Annotated in this window: 24 protein-coding genes; 16 read left to right on the forward strand and 8 right to left on the reverse strand. The window is 72.8% G+C overall.

Translation table 11 applies throughout. The features are described 5' to 3' along the window. The first annotated feature begins 4 nt into the window (after positions 1-4). The 6 genes from AB0B55_RS22490 to AB0B55_RS22515 all read left to right on the forward strand — a co-directional run bounded on the left by AB0B55_RS22490 (position 5) and on the right by AB0B55_RS22515 (position 3,937). Positions 5-826, forward strand: a complete 822-nt coding sequence (locus AB0B55_RS22490) for a DUF1206 domain-containing protein (protein WP_357173462.1) — start codon at positions 5-7, stop codon at positions 824-826. Positions 827-908: 82 nt separating this feature from the next. Then, positions 909-2,096: a mechanosensitive ion channel family protein gene (locus AB0B55_RS22495; protein ID WP_357119669.1), complete on the forward strand. Its 1,188-nt coding sequence runs from the start codon at positions 909-911 to the stop codon at positions 2,094-2,096. 286 nt (positions 2,097-2,382) lie between these two features. Next, positions 2,383-2,817: a phage holin family protein gene (locus AB0B55_RS22500; protein ID WP_357119666.1), complete on the forward strand. Its 435-nt coding sequence runs from the start codon at positions 2,383-2,385 to the stop codon at positions 2,815-2,817. Beyond that, complete coding sequence (locus AB0B55_RS22505) at positions 2,814-3,176, forward strand: DUF3618 domain-containing protein (protein ID WP_357119663.1); 363 nt, start codon at positions 2,814-2,816, stop codon at positions 3,174-3,176. Before AB0B55_RS22500 ends, AB0B55_RS22505 begins: the two co-directional genes overlap by 4 nt. Beyond that, a complete protein-coding gene (locus AB0B55_RS22510; RefSeq protein WP_007458126.1) occupies positions 3,173-3,445 on the forward strand; it encodes a DUF4235 domain-containing protein in 273 nt (90 codons plus the stop codon). The genes AB0B55_RS22505 and AB0B55_RS22510 overlap by 4 nt, the downstream gene beginning before the upstream one ends. Positions 3,446-3,733: 288 nt before the next feature. Next, positions 3,734-3,937: a cold-shock protein gene (locus AB0B55_RS22515; RefSeq protein ID WP_011905669.1), complete on the forward strand. Its 204-nt coding sequence runs from the start codon at positions 3,734-3,736 to the stop codon at positions 3,935-3,937. Positions 3,938-4,055: 118 nt separating this feature from the next. Here AB0B55_RS22515 and AB0B55_RS22520 read toward each other — a convergent pair whose 3' ends face one another. Then, on the reverse strand, positions 4,056-4,250 hold the full coding sequence (locus tag AB0B55_RS22520) for a hypothetical protein (protein ID WP_357173465.1): 195 nt from the start codon (positions 4,248-4,250) through the stop codon (positions 4,056-4,058). A 94-nt stretch (positions 4,251-4,344) separates the two neighbouring features. Further along, a complete protein-coding gene (locus tag AB0B55_RS22525; RefSeq protein ID WP_357173468.1) occupies positions 4,345-5,328 on the reverse strand; it encodes an aldo/keto reductase in 984 nt (327 codons plus the stop codon). A gap of 82 nt (positions 5,329-5,410) precedes the next feature. On the opposite strand from AB0B55_RS22525, the gene AB0B55_RS22530 reads away from it, so the two are divergent. Both AB0B55_RS22530 and AB0B55_RS22535 read left to right on the forward strand, forming a co-directional pair. Beyond that, a complete protein-coding gene (locus AB0B55_RS22530; protein ID WP_357173471.1) occupies positions 5,411-6,205 on the forward strand; it encodes a trans-aconitate 2-methyltransferase in 795 nt (264 codons plus the stop codon). After that, a complete protein-coding gene (locus AB0B55_RS22535; RefSeq protein WP_357119649.1) occupies positions 6,202-7,224 on the forward strand; it encodes an adenosine deaminase in 1,023 nt (340 codons plus the stop codon). The genes AB0B55_RS22530 and AB0B55_RS22535 overlap by 4 nt, the downstream gene beginning before the upstream one ends. A gap of 321 nt (positions 7,225-7,545) precedes the next feature. Here the strand turns inward: AB0B55_RS22535 and AB0B55_RS22540 are convergent, their stop codons facing one another. Together AB0B55_RS22540 and AB0B55_RS22545 are read right to left on the reverse strand one after the other, a co-directional pair. Continuing rightward, positions 7,546-8,949: a HAMP domain-containing sensor histidine kinase gene (locus AB0B55_RS22540; RefSeq protein WP_357119646.1), complete on the reverse strand. Its 1,404-nt coding sequence runs from the start codon at positions 8,947-8,949 to the stop codon at positions 7,546-7,548. 29 nt (positions 8,950-8,978) lie between these two features. Next, on the reverse strand, positions 8,979-9,668 hold the full coding sequence (locus AB0B55_RS22545) for a response regulator transcription factor (protein WP_074318485.1): 690 nt from the start codon (positions 9,666-9,668) through the stop codon (positions 8,979-8,981). A gap of 73 nt (positions 9,669-9,741) precedes the next feature. Here AB0B55_RS22545 and AB0B55_RS22550 point away from each other — a divergent pair, with 73 nt between their 5' ends. Further along, positions 9,742-10,710, forward strand: a complete 969-nt coding sequence (locus AB0B55_RS22550) for an ADP-ribosylglycohydrolase family protein (RefSeq protein WP_357173473.1) — start codon at positions 9,742-9,744, stop codon at positions 10,708-10,710. A gap of 96 nt (positions 10,711-10,806) precedes the next feature. Here AB0B55_RS22550 and AB0B55_RS22555 read toward each other — a convergent pair whose 3' ends face one another. Next, positions 10,807-11,667, reverse strand: coding sequence for a DUF1775 domain-containing protein (locus AB0B55_RS22555; protein ID WP_357173476.1), 861 nt, complete (start codon positions 11,665-11,667; stop codon positions 10,807-10,809). Between the two features lie 206 nt (positions 11,668-11,873). On the opposite strand from AB0B55_RS22555, the gene thrS reads away from it, so the two are divergent. After that, positions 11,874-13,883 (forward strand): threonine--tRNA ligase, encoded by a 2,010-nt coding sequence (thrS, locus tag AB0B55_RS22560; protein WP_357173479.1) that lies wholly within the window; start codon positions 11,874-11,876, stop codon positions 13,881-13,883. 24 nt (positions 13,884-13,907) lie between these two features. Here thrS and AB0B55_RS22565 read toward each other — a convergent pair whose 3' ends face one another. Next, complete coding sequence (locus AB0B55_RS22565) at positions 13,908-14,738, reverse strand: D-Ala-D-Ala carboxypeptidase family metallohydrolase (RefSeq protein ID WP_357173482.1); 831 nt, start codon at positions 14,736-14,738, stop codon at positions 13,908-13,910. A 176-nt stretch (positions 14,739-14,914) separates the two neighbouring features. On the opposite strand from AB0B55_RS22565, the gene AB0B55_RS22570 reads away from it, so the two are divergent. Then, positions 14,915-15,427, forward strand: a complete 513-nt coding sequence (locus tag AB0B55_RS22570) for an HIT domain-containing protein (RefSeq protein WP_357120750.1) — start codon at positions 14,915-14,917, stop codon at positions 15,425-15,427. A gap of 34 nt (positions 15,428-15,461) precedes the next feature. Here AB0B55_RS22570 and AB0B55_RS22575 read toward each other — a convergent pair whose 3' ends face one another. Further along, a complete protein-coding gene (locus AB0B55_RS22575; RefSeq protein ID WP_357173485.1) occupies positions 15,462-15,944 on the reverse strand; it encodes a hypothetical protein in 483 nt (160 codons plus the stop codon). 97 nt (positions 15,945-16,041) lie between these two features. On the opposite strand from AB0B55_RS22575, the gene AB0B55_RS22580 reads away from it, so the two are divergent. Next, on the forward strand, positions 16,042-17,100 hold the full coding sequence (locus AB0B55_RS22580) for an aldo/keto reductase (RefSeq protein ID WP_357173488.1): 1,059 nt from the start codon (positions 16,042-16,044) through the stop codon (positions 17,098-17,100). A gap of 602 nt (positions 17,101-17,702) precedes the next feature. Here AB0B55_RS22580 and AB0B55_RS22585 read toward each other — a convergent pair. Beyond that, on the reverse strand, positions 17,703-19,859 hold the full coding sequence (locus AB0B55_RS22585) for an elongation factor G-like protein EF-G2 (RefSeq protein WP_357173491.1): 2,157 nt from the start codon (positions 19,857-19,859) through the stop codon (positions 17,703-17,705). A 251-nt stretch (positions 19,860-20,110) separates the two neighbouring features. Here AB0B55_RS22585 and pgsA point away from each other — a divergent pair, with 251 nt between their 5' ends. The 4 genes from pgsA (at position 20,111) to AB0B55_RS22605 (ending at position 23,456) form a co-directional block, all read left to right on the forward strand. Next, positions 20,111-20,740 (forward strand): phosphatidylinositol phosphate synthase, encoded by a 630-nt coding sequence (pgsA, locus tag AB0B55_RS22590; protein ID WP_355053455.1) that lies wholly within the window; start codon positions 20,111-20,113, stop codon positions 20,738-20,740. 22 nt (positions 20,741-20,762) lie between these two features. Next, entirely contained in the window at positions 20,763-21,692 is a 930-nt protein-coding gene (locus tag AB0B55_RS22595) for a phosphatidylinositol mannoside acyltransferase (protein ID WP_357120747.1), read from the forward strand. Between the two features lie 16 nt (positions 21,693-21,708). Continuing rightward, positions 21,709-22,869, forward strand: coding sequence for a glycosyltransferase family 4 protein (locus AB0B55_RS22600; protein ID WP_357119619.1), 1,161 nt, complete (start codon positions 21,709-21,711; stop codon positions 22,867-22,869). A gap of 83 nt (positions 22,870-22,952) precedes the next feature. Then, on the forward strand, positions 22,953-23,456 hold the full coding sequence (locus AB0B55_RS22605) for a hypothetical protein (protein ID WP_357119615.1): 504 nt from the start codon (positions 22,953-22,955) through the stop codon (positions 23,454-23,456). Positions 23,457-23,548: the final 92 nt, after the last annotated feature.

Here is a 23,548-nt window from a genome sequence, read left to right on the forward strand (position 1 = left end):
CGCCATGTCACTCACCCGTAGCGCCGAAGCCACCGCCTCCCGGACGGCGGACAGCCGGTGGCTGGAACTTCTCGCCCGGGCCGGCTTCATCGGCTACGGCATCGTCCACCTGCTCTTCGCCTGGTTGGCGTTGCAGATCGCGTTCGGCACGTCGTCCGACGACGGCGACCAGTCCGGCGCGCTGCGTACCCTCTCGGAACAGCCGCTCGGCAAGTTCCTCGTCATCGCCGTCGCGGTCGGCCTGCTCGCCATGGCGATCTGGCAGGGCCTCGAGGCGGCGGGCGGGCACCGCGCCGAGCGGGGCAAGGAGCGGGTCATGGAGCGGCTGGCCTCGGCCGGCCGGACCATCGTCTACCTCTACTTCGCCTGGACCGCCTTCAAGGTGTTCTCCGAGGCCGGGTCGAACAGCGCCGACAACCAGGAGGCGCTGAGCGGCAAGCTGATGACCTCCACCGGTGGCCGCTGGCTGGTCGGCCTGGCCGGTCTGGTGGTCGCGGCGATCGGCATCGGCCTGGTCATCTACGGCATCCGCAAGACGTTCGAGAAGCACCTCAAGACCGGCGAGATGAGCCCGAAGACCCGCCAGCTGGCCCGCCGCCTCGGCATCGCCGGGTACGTCGCCAAGGGTGTCGCGTACGGCATCGCCGGCCTGCTGGTCATCGTCGCCGCGGTGAAGTACGACCCGGAGAAGGCCCGGGGTCTGGACGCCGCCCTGCACACGCTGCGCGAGCAGTCGTACGGCTCGTTCCTGCTGGCCCTGGTCGCCCTCGGCATCGCCGCCTTCGGCGTCTACTGCTTCCTCCAGTCCCGGTACCGCAAGGTCTGAACTGGTCGATACCGAGGACGTCGGGCACTATTGGGCTTTTGCCCGAAGTTCCGCCGCTCGGTCGAAGGGAAGCGCCCCACTCGTGCAGAGCTATCTCGAAACGACCGTCGCCGCGCTCGCCGCGGCGGCGGTCGCCCTCTTCCTGGTCGAGGTCGTCCACCGGATCACCCGGCGGTTCGGCCGCCGGTCCCTGTTGTTGACCGAGTTGACCGACCACGCGCACCGTCCGTTCCAGGTCGCCGCCACCGTCCTCGCGGTGCAGTTCGCCGCCCGCTTCACCACCGGGTACGCCGTCGGCGAGAGCTGGCGGCGGCTCCTGCTGCACCTGCTGGTGCTCTGTGTGATCGCCAGCGCCGCCTGGCTGGTGGCGGCGCTGTTGATCGTCGTCGAGGACACCGCGCTCGCCCGCTTCCGGGTCGACGTGCCCAACAACCGGCACGCCCGGCGGGTGCGTACCCAGGTGGTGATGCTGCGCCGGCTGACCGTCGCGGTGATCGTCATCCTGACCGTCGGCGTGATGCTGATGACGTTCCCGAGCGTGCGCGGCATCGGCGCCGGCGTGCTGACCTCCGCCGGTGTCGTCGGCGTGGTGGCCGCCCTGGCCGCCCAGAGCCTGCTCGGCAACGTCTTCGCCGGGCTGCAACTCGCCTTCAGCGACGCGGTCCGCCTCGACGACGTGGTGGTTGTCGAGGGGGAGTGGGGTCGGATCGAGGAGCTGACCCTCAGCTACGTGGTGGTCCAGATCTGGGACGACCGGCGGCTGATCCTGCCCACCTCGTACTTCACCAGCAAGCCGTTCCAGAACTGGACCCGCACCGAGGCGGCGGTGCTCGGCACCGCCGAGTTCGACGTCGACTGGGCCGTGCCGGTGCAGACCATGCGCGAGGAGCTGCGCCGGCTCGTCGAGGGCACCGAGTTGTGGGACGGTCGGGTCTGCGTCCTCCAGGTCACCGACGCCACCGGCGGGATGGTGCGGCTGCGCGCGCTGGTCAGCGCCGCCGACGCGGGCAGTCTGTGGGACCTGCGCGCCCTCGTCCGCGAGCACCTGGTGGCCTGGATCCGGGACAACCGGCCCACCGCCATGCCCCGCGTCCGCACCGAACTGGGCGACGCCACCAGCAACCTGTCCTGGCAGTGGGTGCAGCCCAGGCGGCCGACCCGACGCCTCTCCGACACCGAGGCCCCCGACGACGCCCGCGTCTTCGGCGGCAGCGACGACGGCGACGCCCGCAGCGAAGCCTTCGTAGGCCCAGAGGAAACCCGCCCCTGACCCCCGTACTCACCCCGTTGTTCATGAAAGTTATTGCCTCTTGCTTCGGCGTGTCCTGGCAATAACTTCATGATCGCCGCGAATGGGTGGGGTGGGGTCTGGGGAGGTTTGGTTGGGGTTGCGCGGGGGATGTGCTGCCGGACGTCTCTGCCGTGATCGGGGTGACCCACGCCAGCTTGTCGGCGCGGCATCCCGACAACGGCGACAGGTCGCCGCACGTCGAGTTTTAGGATTGACAGGCGACGACTCCGGGCATACAGCGCGGTGATGAGGAAAGGAGGACAGCATGGCTGACGTGGCGAATGCCCGCACATCCCGCAATGGGAGCGAGCCCTCCACCGCCGAGCTGGTGCAGCGGGCCACCGAACAGGTATCCCGTCTGGTACGGGACGAACTGGCGCTGGCCCGGGCGGAGTTGACCCAGAAGGGCAAGCACGCCGGCATCGGGATCGGCCTGTTCGGCGGCGGCGGGGCGCTGGCGTTCTACGGCCTGGGCGCGCTCGTCGCCACCGCCATCCTGCTGCTGGATCTGGTGCTGCCCGCCTGGGCCGCCGCGCTGATCGTGGCGGTGGCCCTCTTCCTGGTGGCCGGCATCCTCGCGCTGGTGGGCAAGAAGCAGGTCAGTCGTGCGGTCCCACCGGTGCCGGCGGCGACGGTCCGCAGCCTCCGTGCCGACGTGGACACCGTGGCCGCCGCCGTGAAGGACAGGGGACGGGCATGACGGGCAACGGAACGGGCGACACCGAGGCCCTACGCGAGGAGATCCGCCGTACCCGGGTGGAGCTGGGCGAGACGATGGAGGCGTTGGCCGCCAAGGCGGACGTCAAGGCCCGCCTGAAGGAGTCCGCCGAACAGGCGAAGGAGCGGATGCGCGAGCAGGCGGCGCAGACCGTGGCCCGGGTCCGCGGGCAGGCCGCGCGCGGTGCCGGGATGGCCCGCGCCCAGGCGTACGACAAGGGCGGCCTGGTCCGTGAAAAGGGCGAGCTGGTTCGACGCAACCCGGTGCCGTGGGCGGCGCTCGCCGCCAGCGCGGTGGCCACCGTGGTGGTGCTGATGATCGTGCGGGGGAGGCGTAGGTGAGCAGGAGCATCGGCAAGGTCGCGTACCGGCCGGTCGGCGTGTTGTTGGGTATCGCCGCGGGTACGGTGGCCGGCGCGATCTTCCGGCAGGTCTGGAAGGTCACGGCGGGCGACGGCGAGGCGCCGAACGCCACCGACGAGGACCGTGGTTGGGGCGAGATCCTGGCCGCCGCGGCGTTGCAGGGGGCCATCTTCGCGGTGGTCCGTGCCGCCGTGGACCGGGGCGGGGCGGTCGGCGTCCGCCGGATGACCGGCCACTGGCCGGACTGACCGACGCATAGACGTCAGGCCCTCTTCCCCATCGACGGGAAGGGGGCCTTTCGCACGACTCGCAACGCCGCCCAGCGACCTGAGTCATCCGTCAGGTCACATGTCGGAGAAATTCGTCGGACAGGTCGTGCAGACTTTTTGCGTACGTGATTTGCTGTTCCACGCTGTTGCGAGATGGCGTGGGTTGAGAGAAGTCTCCTTCGTGGGGGCCGCCTCAGACGCCGCTGCTCGAAAACGGCCAATCGGCCGCACGGCGTGCACGGCCGCCAGTTTTAGAAGGAGATACACATGGCGCAGGGAACCGTGAAGTGGTTCAACGCTGACAAGGGCTTCGGCTTCATCACCGTCGACGGCGGGGGTGCTGACGTGTTCGTCCACTTCTCGGCCATCCAGACCAGCGGCTACCGCACGCTGGAGGAGAACCAGCGGGTGGAGTTCGAGATCGCCCAGGGTCAGAAGGGCCCGCAGGCCGAGCAGGTCCGTCCCCTCTGACACATCTGGCCGGCCCCCGCCGGTCAGGGCTCGTTGAAGTGAAGCCCCGTATCCCGTCCTGGGATGCGGGGCTTTCCACGTCCACCGCTCACCCGCTCGCGCCGGCGACCAGGCTGGCTCACAGTCGGCGTCGCGAGCGCAGTCCCCACCAGAGCGCCGCCAGCCCGGCGGCGGCCACGATCGGGCCCACCACCACCCAGAGCGACTCGTCGGTCATCGGGCTGCCGCTGACGTAGCCGAGGCCCTGCACCGTCCACACCGCACCGATCACCACGGCCAGCAGGCCGAGGGTGAGTGTCAGCCAACCCCTCATCGCGCACCCTCCTCGCCGCCTCGGGCGGCACGCCGCCCCGGGCGTCCAGCATCGTCGTCTCGGAGGCGCGACGCGAGCACCCGGGGTCGGCGGCTCACCACCGGTCGTGCACCTGCGGGCGGATCAGCTCGTCGTAGACCTCGCGTACGCCGGCCAGCTGGGCGGTCGTGAGTGGCGGCAGGTCCGCCGCGGCGGCGTTGCGTCGCGCCTGTTCGGCGTCGCGCGCGCCCGGGATGACGACGGTGACGCCGGCCTGGTCCAGCACCCACCGCAGCGCGAACTGCGCCATGGTGCGGTCGGCGTCGACAAGCGGCGCGAGCCGGCGTACGGCGGCGAGCCCCTGCGTGTAGTCCACGCCGGAGAACGTCTCGCCCACGTCGAACGCCGCACCGTGCCGGTTGTAGTTGCGGTGGTCGTCGGCGGGGAACTCGGTGTGCTCGTCGTACCGGCCGGAGAGCAGGCCACTGGCCAGCGGCACCCGGGCGATGATCCCGACGCCGGCCTCGGCGGCCGCCGGCAGCACCTGCTCCAGCGGCTTGTGCCGGACGGCGTTGAGGATGATCTGCACGCTGGCCACGCCGGGCCGGGCGATGGCGGTCAGCGCCTGGTCGCAGGTCTCCACGCTGACGCCGTACCCCGCGATGGCCTTCTCCGCGACGAGGGTGTCCAGGGCGTCGAAGACCGCGTCGTCGGCGAAGACGGCGGTCGGCGGGCAGTGCAGTTGGACCAGGTCCAGGGTGTCCATCCCGAGGTTGGCCCGGGACCGGTCGGTCCACTGCCGGAAGTTGGCCATGGTGTACGCCTCGGGCCGCTGCTCGACGCGCCGCCCCATCTTGGTGGCGACGGTCAGCCCGGCGTCCGGTCGGGAGCGCAGGAAGCGGCCGATCAGCTGCTCGCTGCGGCCGTCGCCGTACACGTCGGCGGTGTCCAGGAAGGTGACTCCGGCGTCCGCGGCGGCGCTGAGCACGGCCATGGCGTCGGTCTCGCTGACGGTCCCCCAGTCGGCGCCGAGTTGCCAGGCGCCCAGGCCGACGACCCCGACGGTCCGGCCGAGCCGGTTGAAGCTGCGCTGTTCCATGCCCCGAGCCTAGTGATCGGGTTGCCGGGCTGCCACGCGAGTCGTACCGTCAACAAGACGGACGTACGGTTTGGAGGCTGCGATGTGGGATCCGACGACGTACCTGCGCTACTCCGACGAGCGCTCCCGCCCCTTTCACGACCTGCTCAGCCGGATCCCCGCCGCCCGGCCCCGAACGGTGGTCGACCTCGGCTGCGGTCCCGGCCACCTCACCGCCATCCTGGCCGAACGCTGGCCGGACGCGCGGGTCGTCGGCCTCGACTCCGCGCCCGAGATGATCGACCGCGCGCGGGCGCTGCCGACCCCGGTCGAGTTCGCCGTCGCCGACCTGCGCGACTGGCGTCCAACCGGTGACGAGGACGTGGTGGTCACGACCGCGGCCCTGCAGTGGGTGCCCGGCCACCAGGAGTTGCTGCGCCGCTGGGCCTTCGAACTGCCCGCCGGCGCCTGGCTCGCCATGCAGGTCCCCGGCAACTTCGACGCCCCGTCGCACCGGGCACTGCGCGAGGTCGCCGGTCTCCCGGCCTGGCGGGCCGAGCTGGCCCCGCTCCAGCGGGCCGACCCCGTCGACGACCCGGCCGACTACGCGGACCTGCTGACCACCGCCGGCTGCGCGGTGGACGCCTGGGAGACTACCTACGTGCACCTGCTGCCGGCCGATCCCGCCGCCGACCACCCGGTACTGGCCTGGATGGAGGGCACCGCGCTGCGACCCGTCCGGGCCGCGCTGGACGCCGCCGGCTGGTCGGCCTTCCGGGCCGAGCTGGGGGTACGCCTCAGCGCCGCCTACCCGGTGCGGCACGGTCAGGTGTCCTTCCCGTTCCGCCGTGTCTTCGTCGTCGCCCGTACCGGCGCCCGCGCACAGGAGAATCCGTGACCGATCTGACCACCTTCATCGCCGGTCTGCCCAAGGTGGAGCTGCACGTGCACCACGTCGGCTCCGCCTCGCCCCGGATCGTCGCCGAGCTGGCCGCCCGCCACGAGGGCAACACCCCCGTCCCGGCCGACCCGGACGCGCTTGCCAGCTACTTCGAGTTCCGCGACTTCGCGCACTTCATCGAGGTCTACCTGAGCGTCGTCGACCTCATCCGGGACCCGGAGGACGTCTGGCTCCTCACCCACGAGGTGGCCCGGGAGCTGGCCCGCCAGCAGGTCCGGTACGCCGAGCTGACCATCACCCCGTACTCGCACGTGCGGCGGGGCATTCCCGCGCCCGCGTTCTGCGAGGCGATCGAGGACGCCCGCAAGCGCGCCGCCGCCGACTTCGGCCTCGACCTGCGCTGGTGCTTCGACATCCCCGGCGAGGCCGGCCTGCCGGCCGCCGAGGAGACGCTGCGGATCGCCCTCGACGAGCGGCCGGACTCGCTGATCAGCTTCGGTCTGGGCGGCCCGGAGATCGGCGTACCCCGGCCGCAGTTCCGGCCCTACTTCGACCAGGCCCGCGCCGCCGGCCTGCGCTCGGTGCCGCACGCCGGCGAGACCACCGGCCCGCAGACCATCTGGGACGCCCTGCACGAGCTGGGCGCGGAGCGGATCGGGCACGGCATCTCCGCCGCACAGGATCCGGAACTGCTCACCTACCTCGCCGAACGGCAGATCGGGATGGAGATCTGCCCGACCTCGAACGTGCGGACCCGGGCCGTGGCCACCCTCGACGAGCACCCGCTGCCCCGGCTGGTCGAGGCCGGGCTGCTGGTCACCATCAACTCCGACGACCCGCCGATGTTCGGCACCACCCTCAACGACGAGTACGCGGTGGCGGCCCGACTGCTCGGTGCGGGCCCGGGGGAGCTGGCCGCGCTGGCCCGCAACGCGGTGACCGCGTCCTTCCTCGACCCGGCCGGCAAGCAGCGGATCATCGAGGAGATCGACGCGTACGTGGCCGACGCCCGCTGAGGTACGGGGTGAGCGGGGCGCGCGGCGGGAGCGTGGGTGTGGGGGGACCTGAGACTCCCGCCGCGCGCACGGCTCCACCGGCCGGTGGGTGCGCGGTGCGCTGGCCGGTGGAACTGGTGGGTTCGTGCACTGATCCTGTCAGCCCGCAAGCGGCTGACCGCGCTCGTTAACCTCGATCTAAGGAAGACTTGTGCCGCCGCACAGCCCCGGCCCGCCCGGCCGATCGGAGCGTGCCCATCAACCGATCGGCCGGGCGGACCTCGGCCGTCGGTCGACAGTGCTCGGTCGCCGGTCGGGCGGTCCTCACCCGCCGGTGGACGCTCAGTCGTCGGTGGGGCGCTGGCGGGGCCAGCGACGACCGCTGCTCTTCTGATCCCGGGCGTCGCGGGCCATCCGGCCCACCAGGCCGAACCTGCTGACCTGCCGGGGCGTCGCCTCGGGGTCGGCGAGCAGCATCACCACGCTGGCGCCGCCCAACCGGGCCCGGTCGATGCTGACCGAGCCGTTCGCCTGCAACGCCACCCGCTTGGCGATGTCCAGGCCGAGCCCCGTCGAGCCCTGGTCGCTGGTGCCCCGCCGCAGCGCCCGGTCCGGGTTGGCGATACCCGGGCCGGCGTCGTCGATCCGGATCGCCACGTACCCGTCGCGGCGGGACACGGCCACCTCGAACGCCGTACCCTGCGGCGTGTAACGGAAGACGTTGCCGATCACCGCGTCCAACGCGGCGGCCAGTTCGGCCCGCGGCACGGGCGCGGGGATGCGCAGTTGGGCGCCGGTCACCCGCTGCGGCCGGTTCTGGTCACCGGCCAGCGCCGCCCAGAACACCATCCGGTCCCGGACCACCTCGCTGACGTCGCACTCGGCCGGGCCGGCCTCGTGCGCCACCGCCTTGCGGGTGGTCTTGATCAGCACGTCGATCTCGCCCTCGAGCGTGACGATCGCCTGCCGGATGCGCCGGATACCCCGCAGCCGGTCCAGCTCCGCCGGGCTGAACGAGCCCACGCTGGTGTCGTCGGACTCCAGCGCCTCCGCGTCGAGCCGGAGCACGGTCAACGGCGTCCGCAGCCGGTGCGACAGGTCGGCCACCAGCTCTCGCTCGTCGGTGCGGGCCGCGTCCAGCCGGTCGGCCATCCGGTTGAAGGCGTACCCGGCCTCCGCCAGCTCGCGCGGGCCGGTCGGCTCCACGCGTACGCCCAGGTCGCCGTCACCGATCGACAGGGCGGCCTTGACCAGACCCTGGGTGGCGTCCACCGCCCGGGCGGCCACCCGGTCGACCACCAGCACCGCCGCGCCGACCATCGCCGCGCCCACCGCGAACAGGAGCAACCAGGTGCCACCGGCGCCCTCGCCCAGCGTCGAGTCCGGCACGAACACCTCGACCACGGCCGTCCGGTCACCCAGGACCACCGGGTCGAGCCGGACCACCCCGCCGTCGACGTCGGTGACCAGCGAGCGGCGGTCGGCGCGGGCCCGGTCCAGGTCGGCGCCACCGGCGCGGCCCGCGGACTCGTCCAGCCCCAACCCGTACACCACCGGCCGGACGGCGGCATCGTCGCCGCTGGCCACGACGGCCCGTTCGACCACCGCGCGGTCCGTGCTCACCGCCAACGCGCCGGTGACCAGCGCGCTGCGTCGGGCCGCCTCGGCGATCGCCTCGTCCCGTGTCTGCCCCCGCAGGCTCAACCCGAGCGGGATCAGGAACGCGAGCGCGACGAGGCTGCACATGCCGGCCGTGAGCAGGGCCAGCGCGGTCCTCAGTCCGGTGCCACCAGCCGGAACCCGACCCCCCGCACGGTGCGCAGGTAGCGCGGCTTCGCCGCGGACTCGCCCATCTTTCGGCGAAGCCAGTACAGGTGTACGTCGATGGTCTGATCCTCGCCGACCGATGGCTGCCGCCATACCTCCTCCAAGAGTTCCCGGCGGGACACTACCCGCCCGGGTCGTGCGGCGAGATACGCCAGCAGGTCGAATTCCTTACGGGTCAGCGCCAGCGGCTCCCCGTCGAGATGGGCGCTGCGCTCACCGACGTCCACCCGCAGCCCGCCGACGGTGTGCACCGCCGGCTGCACCGTCCGGCTGGCCCGTCCGGCGCGCCGCAGGACCGTGGTGATGCGGGCGTCCAGGTGCGCGCCGGTGAACGGCTTGACCATGTAGTCGTCGGCCCCGGCGCGCAGCAGCTTGACCACCGACTGCTCGTCGTCGCGGGCGGTGGCGATGATGATCGGGATGTCGGTGATGCCGCGCAGCATCCGCAGCGCGTCCGAGCCGTCCAGGTCGGGCAGGCCCAGGTCCAACACCACCAGGTCGGGCGTCTCCGCGGCGACCCGGCGCAGCGCGTCCAGGGCGGTGCCCACGGCGTGCACGGCGTGCCCCCGGTCAGCGAGGGACCGCAGCATCGCGCCGCGTACGACGTGATCGTCTTCGACCAGGAGCACGGAGGCCACGACAAGACGGTACTTGGCCTGGCAAGTTGATCGCGTTGCGACGTACCCGGGAAGCGGGCAAGCTGGTACGACGATGTCCTTCACCCTGTTCGCCGACGCTCGGCTGGCGCTCGCCCGAGACAGTCTCGCCGGCCTCTCCACCGGTGACGCGCTCGGCGAGCGGTACGCCCCGCCGGCCACGGCCGTCATTCCCGGCGACGACGTGCCCGGCGCGTGGGCCGGCCCGCCGGGCGTGGCCGATCCCGGCGCGGGCAGCCTGCCACCGGCACCGTGGTCCTGGACCGACGACACCGAGATGGCCTGCTCGGTCGTCGCCGAACTGGCCGCGGCGGGCGCCATCGACCGGGACCGGCTGGCGCTGGCGTTCGCCGAGCGCTGCGACGCGCGACGCGGCTACGGCGCGGGCGCGATGCTGACCCTACGGCTGATCCGCAGCGGTACCCCGTGGCCGGTGGCCGCCGCGTCCGCCTTCGACGGGCAGGGCTCCTGCGGCAACGGGGCAGCCATGCGGGTGGGTCCGCTGGGCGCGTACTTCGCCGACTCCACGGCCCGCGCGGCCGCGCAGGCCCGCGCCTCGGCCGAGGTGACCCACGCGCACCCCGAGGGGATCGCCGGCGCGGTCGCCGTGGCGGTGGCCGCCGCGCTCGCCGCCCAGGCCCGCCTCGACGGCCACCGACCGGCCCCGGCCCGGCTCCTCGCCGGGGTCGCCGCCGTGGTCGACGCGGGCACCGAGGTGCACCGTGGCGTACACACCGCTGTCGGGCTGCTCGGCCGCCCGCTGTCCCGCGTGGTGGCCGCGCTCGGCAACGGCGCCCGGGTGACCGCCCAGGACACCGTCGCGTTCACGCTCTGGGTTGCCGCGACACACCTCGACGACTACCCGACGGCGATCCGGACCTGCGTACGCGCCGGCGGCGACGTGGACACCACGGCCGCCATCGCGGGGGCGGTGGTGGCCGCGTACACCGGGGTCGGCACCCCGGGCGGCGTCCCCGACGCGTGGCTGGCCGCCCGCGAGCCGCTACCCGCCTGGCTGCCCTGACGGCCCTGGTCCGCCCCAGGCTTGATCGACTCGGGCTCCCGGACATTGGGCTGTCCGCGCGGCTCGGATGGCGCGGTTTGCAGGAACCCGGGTGGATCAACGGGAGGCGGACACCGGCTCGTCCGCGCGGCCGGTGATCTCGGCGAGGGAAGGTGGCTCGTCGGCGCTGCCGGTCGCCTCGGCGAGCGGGGCGGCCTGGACCGGGTCGCGCCGCCGCCAACGACTGATCACCCAGCCGATCGCCGCGCCGCCGCCCAGCCCGGCCAGCAGTCCGGCGGCCAGCATTCCGTCGGCGTTGCCGGAATCCTCGTCGCCCTCCCGGCCGACCGGTGCGGGATTCACACCGCTGTCCCCGGCGGCGGGTCCGCCGGCCGCCGGCGCGCCGTGGCCGCCGTGCGCGGCCGGTCCGGCGGCGCCCGGGACCGCCGGCAGCAGCGTCAGCACCGGCGCGCGGTGGTCGCCGCCGGCATCCGCCCACCGGACGACCGTGCCGTCGGCGTACGTCTGGACGACCTCGAACGTGAGCCGCTCGGCCTGCGGCAACGGGCCCATGGACAGGGCCAGTTTGGCCGGGCCGGTCGCACCCTGGCCGACGCGGACCCACGTCACCGCCGTGGTCACGGTGCTCACCCCGGAGGAGTGGATGCCCGCGACCGGCTTGTCCAGGGTCTTGGAGTCGATCCTGGGCGCCCAGCCGTCGACCGACATCGGGTAGACCTCGGCCACCGGCGCGCCGGCCGGCAACCGGATTTCGACCTGCTTGGTCGTCGTGCCGGCGCGCTCCTCGGGCACGCTGAACTCCAGCCGTACGGCGTCGCCCTGCCGCGCCTCCGTCGGGGTGGTCGTCACGTCCGCGGCCTGCGCCGCCGCAGCGGGCCAGAGCAGCAGCCCGACCGCGGTCAGCGCGGTCACCGCCACGATCCGCCGCGGACGGCCACCGCCGTGCGTGCTCGCCATCTCGTGCCCCCATCCCTCTCGGCGCGACCGGCACCGGTTTCCGGCCACACCACGTAGTTCGGATTCGAGACGCGAAAGGTTCAACGCCGACCGTTAGGAAGGGCACCTTGCTCTACCGGAGGCGTTACTAAAGTGCCCTTCCTTACCCGATAGCATCGGCAGGAGCCGACTGCCGGCACCGTTTCGTACTGCTTGGAGGAATCACCGTGTCCGCACCCCGTACCCCCGCCGTGGCCGACCCCGTCGTCGTCGCCGCCGGGACGACGGCGGCCGACGCGGTGGCCGCGGCCGGACTGCCCGCGAACGGCCCCAAGGCGATCGTCGTGGTCCGTGACCCGCAGGGCCAGCTCCGCGACCTGGACTGGTCACCGGCCGAGGAGACCGTCGTCGAGCCGGTCAGCCTGGACTCGCCGGACGGGCTGAACGTGCTGCGGCACTCCACCGCGCACGTGCTCGCGCAGGCCGTGCAGGACGTCTTCCCCGAGGCCAAGCTGGGCATCGGGCCGCCCATCGAGAACGGCTTCTACTACGACTTCGACGTCGACAAGCCGTTCCAGCCCGATGACCTCAGCAAGCTCGAGAAGCGCATGCAGGAGATCATCAAGTCCGGGCAGCGGTTCCGTCGCCGCCGCTTCGGCAGCCTCGACGAGGCGCGCGCCGAGCTGGCCGACGAGCCGTTCAAGCTGGAGTTGATCGAGGTCAAGGGCGAGGGCCTGGACACCGACGAGGTGATGGAGGTCGGCGGCGGCGAGCTGACGATCTACGACAACCTCGACGCCAAGGAGGACAAGGTCTGCTGGTCGGACCTGTGCCGGGGCCCGCACCTGCCGACCACCCGACTGATCGGCGCGTTCAAGCTGATGCGCTCGGCCGCCGCGTACTGGCGCGGGTCGGAGAAGAACCCCCAACTGCAGCGGGTGTACGGCACCGCGTGGCCGACCCGGGACGAGCTGAAGGCGTACCTGAAGCTGTTGGAGGAGGCCGCCCGGCGCGACCACCGCAAACTCGGCGCGGACCTGGACCTGTTCAGCTTCCCCGACGAGATCGGCTCGGGCCTCGCGGTCTTCCACCCCAAGGGCGGCATCATCCGCCGCGAGATGGAGCAGTACTCGCGGCGGCGGCACGAGGAGGCGGGGTACGAGTTCGTCAACACCCCGCACATCACCAAGGCGCAGCTCTTCCAGACCTCCGGTCACCTGCCGTACTACGCGGACACCATGTTCCCGCCCATGCAGTTGGAGGGCGCGGACTACTACCTCAAGGCGATGAACTGCCCGATGCACAACCTGATCTTCAGGGCGCGCGGGCGGTCGTACCGGGAGCTGCCGCTGCGGATGTTCGAGTTCGGCACGGTCTACCGGTACGAGAAGTCCGGCGTCGTGCACGGCCTCACCCGGGTCCGGGGCCTGACCCAGGACGACTCGCACATCTACTGCACCCGCGAGCAGATGGCCGGCGAGCTGACCACGCTGCTCAGCTTCGTGCTGGACCTGCTGCGCGACTACGGCCTGGACGACTTCTACCTGGAGCTGTCGACCCGGGACGACTCGCCCAAGTTCATCGGGGCCGAGGAAGACTGGGCCGAGGCCACCGAGGCGCTGCGGACCGCCGCCGAGACCTCCGGCCTCGACCTGGTGCCCGACCCGGGTGGCGCGGCGTTCTACGGGCCGAAGATCTCCGTGCAGGCCCGCGACGCGATCGGCCGGACCTGGCAGCTGTCCACCCTCCAGGTCGACTTCAACCAGCCGGAGCGGTTCGGGTTGGAGTACCAGGCCGCCGACGGCACCCGGCAGCGGCCCGTGATGATCCACCGGGCGCTGTTCGGGTCGATCGAGCGGTTCTTCGGGGTGCTCACCGAGCACTACGCTGGCGCGTTCCCGGCCTGGCTGGCTCCGGTGCAGGTGGTGGGCATCCCGATCCGCGAGGACCACACCGACTACCTGCACGGCTTCGTCGCGGCGCTGCGCGCCGAGGGCACCCGGGCCCAGGTGGACGCGGGTGACGACCGGATGCAGAAGAAGATCCGTACGGCGCAGCAGCAGAAGATCCCGTTCATGGTGATCGCCGGTGACGACGACGTGGCCGCCGGTACGGTCTCCTTCCGCTACCGCGACGGCTCGCAGCGCAACGGCGTGCCGATCGCCGAGGCGGTGACCCACATCCTTGACGTGGTCAGCTCCCGCACCAACATCGGCCCGTCCGCCGCCGCGGAGTAGCGCCCGCTTGTCGCACGCCGCGCGTCATGATCGTGCTCGATCCAGGATGTAGTGGCCTCCCGCGCCAGGGAGGCCACTACATCCATGGTCGAGCGCGATCTTCAGCCGGGAGGCGGGCTTCCCGTCGTCAGATGCCGCAGTTCGGCGCTGACCAGCCGCCGACCGCCGCCACGTGGGTGTGGTCGTTGTGGTCCGGTAGCCGGGGCCGAGGATCTGGCCGAAGCCGTGGTAGCGGGCCTGCTGGGCGAGCCGGCAGAACGAGGGTGAGCCGACCAGGTCGACCGCGTCGCCGTACAGGTGCCGGCTGTTCGACGCCCCGCCGACCGCGCTGTTGCAGGCGTAGCTGCGGAAGCTGCTGCTGATCGCGATGGGTACGTCGCCGAGGGCGTGCCGCAGCGCCTGGAGCTTCCACATCGAGACGAGCGCGTTGGCGCGGGCGGTGCTGGCCGAGACCGCGCCGCCGGACCAGGTGCTGTTGCAGTTGTTCAGCTCGGCATAGCTGAAGTTGGCGGGTGTGCAGTCGTCGTCCTGGAGCGCGTAGAGCCGGTTGAAGGTCTGCGGGCCGGCGATCCCGTCCGCGCCCAGCCCGTACGCCTGCTGGAAGCGGATCACCGCCGATCGCGTGGCCGGGCCGAACGCGCCGTCGATGGTGAGCACGGCGGCGTAACCGGGGTAGCCGGCGACGCGGATCTGCAGTTGCCGGACGTCCTCGCCGGACATCCCCTGGGACAGCGTGCGACCCCAGGTGTAGCAGCCGTCGGCGTGCGCGGCGCTGGAGGTGAGGGTGACCCCGGGAACCGTGGTGACGGCGGCCAGCGCGAGCGCCGCGAGGATTCTGCCGAGCTGACGGATCATGAAGCTCACCTTCCATCGATCTAATGAAATGGATGAATGGAAGTTTCACGGCTGAGTCTCGACTCCGTCAAGAAGTTGCAGCAGCGAGTTTCCGGTCACGGGTGTCGCGGCCCGCCGGCCCGGCTCCGTAGGATCGGCTCGTGACAGGGGCGGAGCGACACACGGAAAGCGGCGGCATGGCGGACGGCCTGGAACGGCTCTGGACGCCGCACCGGATGACCTACATCTCGGGTGAGGACCGCCCCGCCGAGGGCTACGAGAAGCCGACCGGCTGCCCGTTCTGTCTCGCCCCCGGGCTGCCCGCCGAGGAGAGCCTCGTGGTGGCCCGGGGCGAGCACGTCTTCGTCGTGCTCAACCTCTACCCGTACAACCCGGGACACCTGCTGGTCTGCCCGTACCGGCACGTCGCCGACTACACCGACCTCGACGAGGCGGAGACCGTCGAGCTGGCGTCCCACACGCAGACCGCGATGCGGGTGATCCGCAAGGTGAGCAACGCGCACGGCTTCAACCTCGGCATGAACCAGGGCGGCGTCGCCGGCGCCGGCATCGCCGCCCACCTGCACCAGCACGTGGTGCCGCGTTGGGGCGGCGACGCGAACTTCATGCCGGTGATCGGCCGCACCAAGGTGCTGCCGCAGCTGCTGCACGACACCCGCGACCTGTTCGCCCGCGCCTGGCCGTCCTGACCGCGCCGCCCACGCGGCGTCCGCGCCGGTCCGGCTAGTCGGCGCGCAGCAGCGGCAGCAGCTCCGGCCAGCTCTCCACCCGGTGTACGAGCGGCAGCAGCGCGGCGTACTCGGCTACCTGCGCCGGGCGGGGTCGGAATAGGAACCGGTGCGGCACCGAGTCGAGGTAGCCGAGCACCTCGAGCTTGTCGTCCACGAAGTGGGTCAGGCCGAGCCGCCGGGCGATCGGCGCCTTGGCCGGACGGGTCCGGCAGAAGTGCATCCGCTCGACCGGGATCCCGGTGCGGGCCGTGAAGTCGTGGTGCGCCAACCACTGGAGGGTCCGCCGCTCGGTGGACTCGCCGCACTTGGAGACCAGGTGCACCTCGTCGAACGCCGGCCCGAGCGCCGCGAGCGCGTCGAACGCGCCGTCGACCATGGGCGTACGCAGGTAGTGCGCGCCGAAGAAGGAGGTGTCGGCGTCGTCGTCGGCCGGCTCGATGAGCACCCCGCCGATGTCCACGCCCAGTCGTCGCATGGCGACGATCATGCCGTACGCCGTCGGCGCAGGCGTACCGCGTTTCCGCGTCCGTGGTTGCTACACCCCGGCCCGTGGAAGGTGGCACGATCGGCCGATGGCAGTCACGACACGGATGTTGGGGCGCAGCGGCATCGAGGTCAGCGCCCTCGGCATGGGGTGCTGGGCGATCGCCGGCCCCTGGGCGGAGGGCAGCCAGCCGCTGGGCTGGGGCGCGGTCGACGACGACGAATCGGTGCGGGCCGTACGCCGCGCGCTTGAGCTGGGCGTGACCCTCTTCGACACCGCCGACACGTACGGCGCGGGGCACGGCGAGCGGGTGCTGGGCCGGGCGCTCGCCGGCCACCGGGACGACGCCGTGATCGCCACCAAGTGGGGTTACACGTTCGACGAGGCGACCCGGCAGGCCACCGGCGAGGACGCGTCACCGGCGTACCTGCGGCGGGCCGTTATCGCCTCGCTGCGCCGGTTGGGCACCGACCGGATCGACCTCTACCAGCTCCACCTGGCCGACCTGCCCGTGCACCGGGCGGAGGCGTTGTTCGCCGCCTGCGAGGACCTCGTCGCCGAGGGCCTGATCCGGGCGTACGGGTGGAGCACCGACCGCGCCGACCGGGCCGCCGCGCTCGGGCCGGCCGCCCCGGGCGCCGCCGCCGTGCAGCACGCCCTGTCGGTGCTGCGTGACGCCCCCGAGGTGCTCGCCGTCTGCGACAAGTACGACCTGGCCAGCATCGACCAGGGGCCCCTCGGGATGGGACTGCTCACCGGCAAGTACACCGCCGCGTCCACGCTGCCCCGCGACGACGTACGCGGGTTGACGCCGGGCTGGCTGGAGTGGTTCCGCGGCGGCCGGCCGGCGCCGGAGTGGCTGCGCCGGGTCGGAGCGGTCCGTGCCGCGCTGACCGCCGACGGTCGTACCCTCGCCCAGGGCGCGTTGGGCTGGATCTGGGCCCGCAGCGGGCGGGCCATCCCGATCCCGGGTTGCCGTACCGTCGCCCAGGTCGAAGAGAACGCGGCGGCACTGCACCGCGGCCCGCTACCGGCGGAGCAGTTCGTCGAGGTGGAACGCCAACTCGCCGCCCTGCGCACCGCCGCCCTCCGCGACGCCGACCGCCCCCACTGGCCCCGCCCCACCCACCCCCAGACCCACCCCTGACCCACCCACCGAGCCCAGAGCGCACACCTGCCCAGCCTTCGCGGCGTGCCGCCACGTGCCGCCATGTGCCGCCGCCTGCGGCGTCGTGACGGCCCGCGCCGGCCTGGTCTGGTCCTGTACTGGTCGGGTCTGGTGCTGGTCGGGTCTGGTGCCGGCCTGGCTCTGTGCCGGCCTGGCTCTGTGTTGGCTTGGTCTTGTGTTGGCCCGGCTCTGTGTTGGCCTGGCCCTGTGCTGGTGTCGTCCTGTCGAGCTGCCCCGAATATGGGACAACCGAACAGCTCCTCGGCCCACCGCGGCCCACCCGCCATGTGCGCGCGGATGCGCGCGTCTTTGGCCGCCCTCCTCGGCTGCGATGCCCCGAATATGGGGCAGCTCGACAGGACGCGAACACCTAGGGCGCCCCTCCGCCCGGGCCCGCGGCCGCGCAGCAGTCAGGGACGGCCCGCGGCCGCGCAGCAGTCAGGGACGGCCCGTGGCCGCGCAGCAGTCAGGGACGGCCCGCGGCCGCGCAGCCGTCAGGGACGGCCCGCGGCCGCGCAGCCGTCAGGGACGGAGCGCGGGCGATCGGGCCAGCCGAAACGCGGGTCGGCGGGAGCGGAGTGTTACGGGGTTTGCTCCTTGCGGGTCTGGTCGGCCAGGTGGGTGGGCATCGGGTCGTGGCGGACGAAGTGGCGGCGGAAGGTGCCGGTGCCACCGGTCATCGAACGCAGCTCGACGGCGTAGCGCAGCAGTTCCAGGGCCGGCACCTCGGCGCGGACCAGGGTGCGGCCGTCGGCGTCCGGGTCCGGCTCGGTGCCGAGCACCCGGCCGCGCCGGCCGGACAGGTCGCCCAGCACAGCGCCCACCGAGCCGTCCGGCACCCGGATGGTCACCTCGTCGATGGGCTCCAGGAGGGCCGGCTGGCCGCGCTCGGCCGCGTCGCGCAGCGCCAGCGCTCCGGCGGTCTGGAAGGCCGCGTCGGAGGAGTCGACGCTGTGCGCCTTGCCGTCGACCAGGGTGACCCGCAGGTCGACCACCGGGTGGCCGGCGACCAGTCCGCGTTCCAGCTGGGCGCGGACGCCCTTCTCCACCGACGGGATGTAGTTGTGCGGGACGGCGCCGCCGACGACCCGGTCGACGAACTCGAAGCCGGCGCCCCGGGGTAGTGGCTCGACCTCGATGTCGCAGACCGCGTACTGGCCGTGGCCGCCGGACTGCTTGACGTGCCGGCCGTGCCCCCGTGCCGGGGCGGTCAGCGTCTCGCGCAGCGACACCCGCACCGGTTCGGTGTCCAGCTCGACGCCCCCGGAGCGCAGCCGGTCCAGCAGGACGTCCGCGTGCGCCTCGCCCATGCACCAGAGCACCAGTTGGTGGGTCTCCGGGTTGCGGTCCAGCCGCAGGGTGGGGTCGCCGGCGACCAGCCGGGCCAGGTTGCGGGCGAGGGCGTCCTCGTCGGCACGGCTGCGGGCGACGATCGCCACCGGCAGCAGCGGCTCCGGCATCTCCCACGGCGCGATCAGCAGCGGGTCGTCCTTGGCCGACACGGTGTCGCCGGTCTCCGCGCTGGGCGACTTGGTGATCGCGCAGATGTCGCCGGCGACGCAGTGCGGCACCTCGCGCAGGGTGGCGCCCAGCGGGGTGTAGAGGTGCCCGACCCGCTCGTCGGCGTCGTGGTCGGGGTGCCCGCGCTCGGCCATGCCGTGCCCGCAGACGTGCACCGTGTCGTCGGGACGCAGCGTGCCGGAGAAGACCCGCACCAGCGAGACGCGGCCGACGTGCCGGTCGACGGTGGTCTTGACGACCTCGGCCACGAGCGGGCCGTCCGGATCGCAGGTCAGCGGCGGGCGGGGCGAGCCGTCCACCCCGGTGACCGCCGGCAGCTCGTGCTCCAACGGTGACGGGAACGCCGCGGTCAGCACCTCCAGCAGCGCGTCCAGGCCGACGCCGGTCTCGGCGCAGACCGGCACCGCCGGATAGAAGTGGCCCCGCGCGACCGCCTTCTCCAGGTCGTCGACGAGCACCTCGGTGCTGATCTCCTCGCCGTCGAGGTAGCGGTCCATGAGGGTCTCGTCCTCGCTCTCGGCGATGATCCCCTCGATCAACTCGTCGCGGGACTCGTCGATGGCCCGCTGGTGCTCCGGGTCCGGGTCGCGGACGTCCGCGGGCAGCCCGGTGGTGTAGTCGAAGACCCGGCAAGTGATCAGCCCGAGCAGACCCTCGGTGGAGACCCCGTCGTCGCCGAGCATCGGCAGGTAGAGCGGCATCACGTTGTCGCCGAAGACCCGCTGGCAGAGCGCGACCGTCTCGTCGAAGTCGGCGCGGGGCGCGTCCAGGCGGGTCACCGCGACGGCGCGCGGCATGTCGACCGCCGCGCACTCCTCCCACAGGGCGACGGTGGCCGCGTCCATGCCGCCGGCGGCGGAGACCACGAACAGCGCGGCGTCGGCGGCCCGCAGACCGGCCCGCAGCTCGCCCACGAAGTCGGCGTACCCGGGCGTGTCCAGCAGGTTGACCTTGATGCCGTCGTGCAGCAGGGGCGCGCACGACAGGCTCACCGAGCGCTGCTGGCGTACCGCCGCGGGGTCGTGGTCGCCCACGGTCGTGCCGTCGACGACGCTGCCGGCCCGGCCGATCGTGCCGGTCGCGGCGAGCAGGGCCTCGACGAGCGTGGTCTTGCCCGCGCCGGAGTGCCCGACGAGCGCCACGTTGCGAACCCGCGCGGGTTCGGTCACCACCGGCGTGCCGCCGGCGGCCCCCTTGTCCTGATGTTTCTGCGCCATGGGGCGCACCTCCCTCAGCCGGTGGTGGGTGGCGACCGCCGCGCGAGGTGGAAGCGGCCCGGGGCGAGTGCGCGGCGATATCCTCCGGTGGTCTGCTGCCCGGTGAGAACTCAACGGGTGGACGGGTGAGCTGGCTCACCTCCCGGCTCGATCTCACACCCGTTGCCGGACACGCACAAGCCTGCCCCGGGCGGGTCGTCCGGACCGGCGTTATGGCCGGAGCTGCGCGGACCGTTATCGTGGGGACCGCCATGGCGAAGATCTTCCAAGTGTCGGCCCGCGCGGGGATGACCCGCGTCGTCGAGCCGATTGCCCGCGCCCTGCTGCGCGCGGGCGTCACCCCTAATGTCGTCACCGTCGCGGGCACCGTTGGTGTGCTCGTCGGCGCGCTCGGCTTCGGTGCCCGCGGCCATCTGGTCGCGGGCGCGTTGATCGTGACTCTGTTCGCGTTGACCGACCTGCTCGACGGGACGATGGCCCGGATGAGCGGCGGCTCCACCCGGTTCGGCGCGTTCCTCGACTCAAGCATGGACCGGGTCGCCGACAGCGCCGTCTTCGGCGCGGTGGCGTACTGGCTGGCCACCCGGGGCGACCACTCGGGCGTCGCCGCCGCGCTGCTCTGCCTGGCCGCCGGCGGGCTCGTCTCGTACGTGAAGGCCCGTGCCGAAGGGCTGGGCATGACCTGCAACGTGGGCATCGCCGAGCGCACCGAGCGACTGCTGATCGTCGGTGTCGGTGGGATCCTCACCGGCGTGGGCGTGAAGCCCGCGTTGGAGATCGCGCTCTGGCTGCTGGCCGCCATCTCGATCTTCACGGTGGGGCAGCGGATGGCGCACGTCTACCGCCAGGCCCAGCAGCTCCAGCCGGATGGCCAGGCGTGAGCGCGACCGGCGGCCGGGCCGCGTGAACCTCACCGAGCTGGGCTACCTCGCCGGCTGGCGGCTGGTCCGCGCGCTGCCCCGGTCGCTGGCGGCGGCGGCCTTCGCGGCGGGCGCGGACCGCGCGTACCGCCGGGGCGGCGGGGGTACGGCCCGACTGCGCGCCAACCTGCGCCGGGTGGTCGGCCCGGAGGTGCCCGAGGCCGAGCTGGACGATCTCGTGCGGCGTGGCATGCGCTCGTACGCCCGGTACTGGATGGAGGCGTTCCGCCTGCCGTCGTTGAGCCGGGCGCAGATCCTGTCCGGCTTCCGGCTCGACGGCGCGGAGCTGCTGGCCGCCGACGTCGCCGCCGGCCGGGGCGCGGTGGTGGCGCTGCCGCACGCCGGCAACTGGGACGCGGCGGGCGCCTGGGTGGCGGCCACCGGCTGGCCGATCAGCACGGTCATGGAACGGCTCAAGCCGGAGGGCGTGTACAAGCGGTTCCTGGCGTTCCGCGGGAAGCTGGGCATGGAGATCCTGCCCACCCACGGCGGCCCGCGTCCGGCGTTCGACGTGCTGCTGGACCGGCTGCGCTCAGGCGCGGTCGTGCCGCTGCTGGCCGACCGGGACCTGTCGGCCCGTGGCGTCGAGGTGGACTTCTTCGGCGCGAAGACGCGCATGCCCGCCGGCCCCGCGCTGCTCGCGATACACACCGGTGCGCCGCTCTACGTGGCCTCGATGTGGTACGAGCAGGACCGGGCGTGCGCGTCGCTCGCCGGCCCGCTGCCGGTGCCCGGCCCGGAGGCGGGGCCACTGGACGCGCGGGTCCGGTCGCTGACCCAGATGATCGCCGACCGTCTGGCGACGGGCATCGCCCGGCATCCGCAAGACTGGCACATGTTGCAGCGGATGTGGCTGGACCAGCGCGGCGCGGGGGGCACGGACCTGCCGGCGTCGACCTCGGGTCGGTCCTGAAGGGGGTGGCTGACGCATGCGGATCGGTATCGTCTGCCCGTACTCCTTCGACGTGCCCGGCGGCGTGCAGAACCACGTCGTGGACCTCGCCGAGACGCTGATCACCCTCGGGCACGAGGTCAGCGTGCTCGCGCCGGCCGACGAGGACGCCGACCTGCCGGGGTACGTGGTGTCCGCCGGTCGGGCGGTGCCGCTGCCGTACAACGGGTCGGTGGCCCGGATCGCGTTCGGCCCGGTCTCCACGGCCCGCGTCCGGCGTTGGCTCACCAACGGTGACTTCGACGTGCTGCACGTACACGAGCCGCTGACGTTGAGCCTGTCGCTGCTGGCGGTGCTGTCGGCGCGCGGGCCGGTGGTGGCCACCTTCCACACGGCGATGACCCGCTCGCGGGTGCTGGCGGCCGCCCAGGGCGTGCTGCAGATCGTGTTGGAGCGGATCACCGCCCGGATCGCGGTGAGCGCGCTGGCCCGCAAGGTGCAGGTCGAGCACATGGACGGCGGCGCGGTGGAGATCCCCAACGGGGTGGCGGTGGCGAAGTTCGCCGACGCCGAGCCGCTGCCGGAGTGGCCGGGGGAGTGTGGGCCGGGCACCGGCGGCACGCTGGGCTTCCTGGGGCGGTTCACGGAGGCGCGCAAGGGCTTCCCGGTGCTGCGGGACGCCTTCGTGGCGCTGGCGGCGACCCGTCCGGGCCTGCGGCTGCTGGTCGCCGGCCCGGGTGACCCGGACGACCTGTACGACCAGTTCCCGGCCGAGCTGCGGGATCGGGTGACGTTCCTCGGTCTGGTCTCCGAGCCGGACAAGGCGCGGATGCTGCGCAGCGTGCACCTGTACGTGGCGCCGAACACCGGCGGCGAGTCGTTCGGCATGATCCTCACCGAGGCGTTGGCCGCCGGCACCACGGTCGTGGCGAGCGACCTGGACGCGTTCCGGCGGGTGCTCGACGGTGGGCGGGCGGGGCGGTTGTTCCCGACCGGCGACGCGGTCGGGCTGCGGGACGCGCTGTCCGAGTTGCTCGACGATCCGGGAGCACGGGCCGCGCTGACGGCCTGCGGTGATCAGGTGGTGGCGAATTTCGACTGGCCTATGGTTGCCCGCCGTGTTCTGGAGGTATACGCAGCGGCGATCGAGGCGACCGACGGGCGGGTCATCGACCAGGAATGGGTGGGGCTGGGCTGAGCCGGAGTGACCGATGGTGCGCCTGGTGACGCCGGTGACGAGCGGCGACGCGCGCGATGGAGGAGAAACGGAGCAGCACTACGATGCCGCACATGTGGTGGGTGGTGGCCGCGAGTGTGCTCGTGGGGGTGCTTGCGGCGTACCTCATCTGGACCGCCGGCCGGGTCGAGCGGCTGCAGGCCCGCGCGGAGCTTGCGGCGCGGGCCCTCGACGCCCACCTGTTGCGCCGGGCGGCGGCCGCCGCGGTGCTGGCCGAGCGGCGGTTCGGCGTCGAGCTGTACGCGGCGGCCCGGATCGCGCTCGACGCCGTGCCGGACGAGCGGGAGGCGGCGGAGAACGACCTGACCCGGCAGCTACGCACGGTGCGGTTGGACCCGGCCGACGCGGACTGCACGGCGGTCATCGCGGCGAGCCGCCGGCTCGCGTTGTCCCGGCAGGTACACACCGACCTGGTCCGCGACGCCCGGTCGGCGCGTAGCCGTCCGCTGGTGCGGTTGTTGCGGATGGGGCGGGGTCGTCAGTGGCCGCGCTACTTCGACATCGACGATCCGACGCTCGTCGTGCCGGCGGACGTGCCGGCGGGCTGACCAGGTCGGCAGCGGTGCCGGCGGACCGTGAGCGGGGCCACAGAGCAGGCCACCGGGGGCCTGATTGGCTGTCGAAGCGGCGTTGCGCCGTG

This window comes from Micromonospora sp. NPDC049107 (assembly GCF_040648595.1).
Taxonomy (GTDB): Bacteria; Actinomycetota; Actinomycetes; order Mycobacteriales; family Micromonosporaceae; genus Micromonospora.

Coding starts and splice junctions, on each gene's coding strand:
- AB0B55_RS22585 (WP_357173491.1), bottom strand. CDS start 19,859: ATGGCGCAGAAACATCAGGACAAGGGGGCCGCCGGCGGCACGCCGGTG.
- AB0B55_RS22565 (WP_357173482.1), bottom strand. CDS start 14,738: ATGATCCGTCAGCTCGGCAGAATCCTCGCGGCGCTCGCGCTGGCCGCC.
- AB0B55_RS22505 (WP_357119663.1), top strand. CDS start 2,814: ATGACGGGCAACGGAACGGGCGACACCGAGGCCCTACGCGAGGAGATC.
- AB0B55_RS22555 (WP_357173476.1), bottom strand. CDS start 11,667: ATGGCGAGCACGCACGGCGGTGGCCGTCCGCGGCGGATCGTGGCGGTG.
- AB0B55_RS22570 (WP_357120750.1), top strand. CDS start 14,915: ATGGCGGACGGCCTGGAACGGCTCTGGACGCCGCACCGGATGACCTAC.
- AB0B55_RS22575 (WP_357173485.1), bottom strand. CDS start 15,944: ATGCGACGACTGGGCGTGGACATCGGCGGGGTGCTCATCGAGCCGGCC.
- pgsA (WP_355053455.1), top strand. CDS start 20,111: ATGGCGAAGATCTTCCAAGTGTCGGCCCGCGCGGGGATGACCCGCGTC.
- AB0B55_RS22540 (WP_357119646.1), bottom strand. CDS start 8,949: ATGTGCAGCCTCGTCGCGCTCGCGTTCCTGATCCCGCTCGGGTTGAGC.
- AB0B55_RS22550 (WP_357173473.1), top strand. CDS start 9,742: ATGTCCTTCACCCTGTTCGCCGACGCTCGGCTGGCGCTCGCCCGAGAC.
- AB0B55_RS22605 (WP_357119615.1), top strand. CDS start 22,953: ATGCCGCACATGTGGTGGGTGGTGGCCGCGAGTGTGCTCGTGGGGGTG.
- AB0B55_RS22515 (WP_011905669.1), top strand. CDS start 3,734: ATGGCGCAGGGAACCGTGAAGTGGTTCAACGCTGACAAGGGCTTCGGC.
- AB0B55_RS22530 (WP_357173471.1), top strand. CDS start 5,411: ATGTGGGATCCGACGACGTACCTGCGCTACTCCGACGAGCGCTCCCGC.
- AB0B55_RS22600 (WP_357119619.1), top strand. CDS start 21,709: ATGCGGATCGGTATCGTCTGCCCGTACTCCTTCGACGTGCCCGGCGGC.
- AB0B55_RS22520 (WP_357173465.1), bottom strand. CDS start 4,250: ATGAGGGGTTGGCTGACACTCACCCTCGGCCTGCTGGCCGTGGTGATC.
- AB0B55_RS22500 (WP_357119666.1), top strand. CDS start 2,383: ATGGCTGACGTGGCGAATGCCCGCACATCCCGCAATGGGAGCGAGCCC.
- AB0B55_RS22525 (WP_357173468.1), bottom strand. CDS start 5,328: ATGGAACAGCGCAGCTTCAACCGGCTCGGCCGGACCGTCGGGGTCGTC.
- AB0B55_RS22580 (WP_357173488.1), top strand. CDS start 16,042: ATGGCAGTCACGACACGGATGTTGGGGCGCAGCGGCATCGAGGTCAGC.
- AB0B55_RS22490 (WP_357173462.1), top strand. CDS start 5: ATGTCACTCACCCGTAGCGCCGAAGCCACCGCCTCCCGGACGGCGGAC.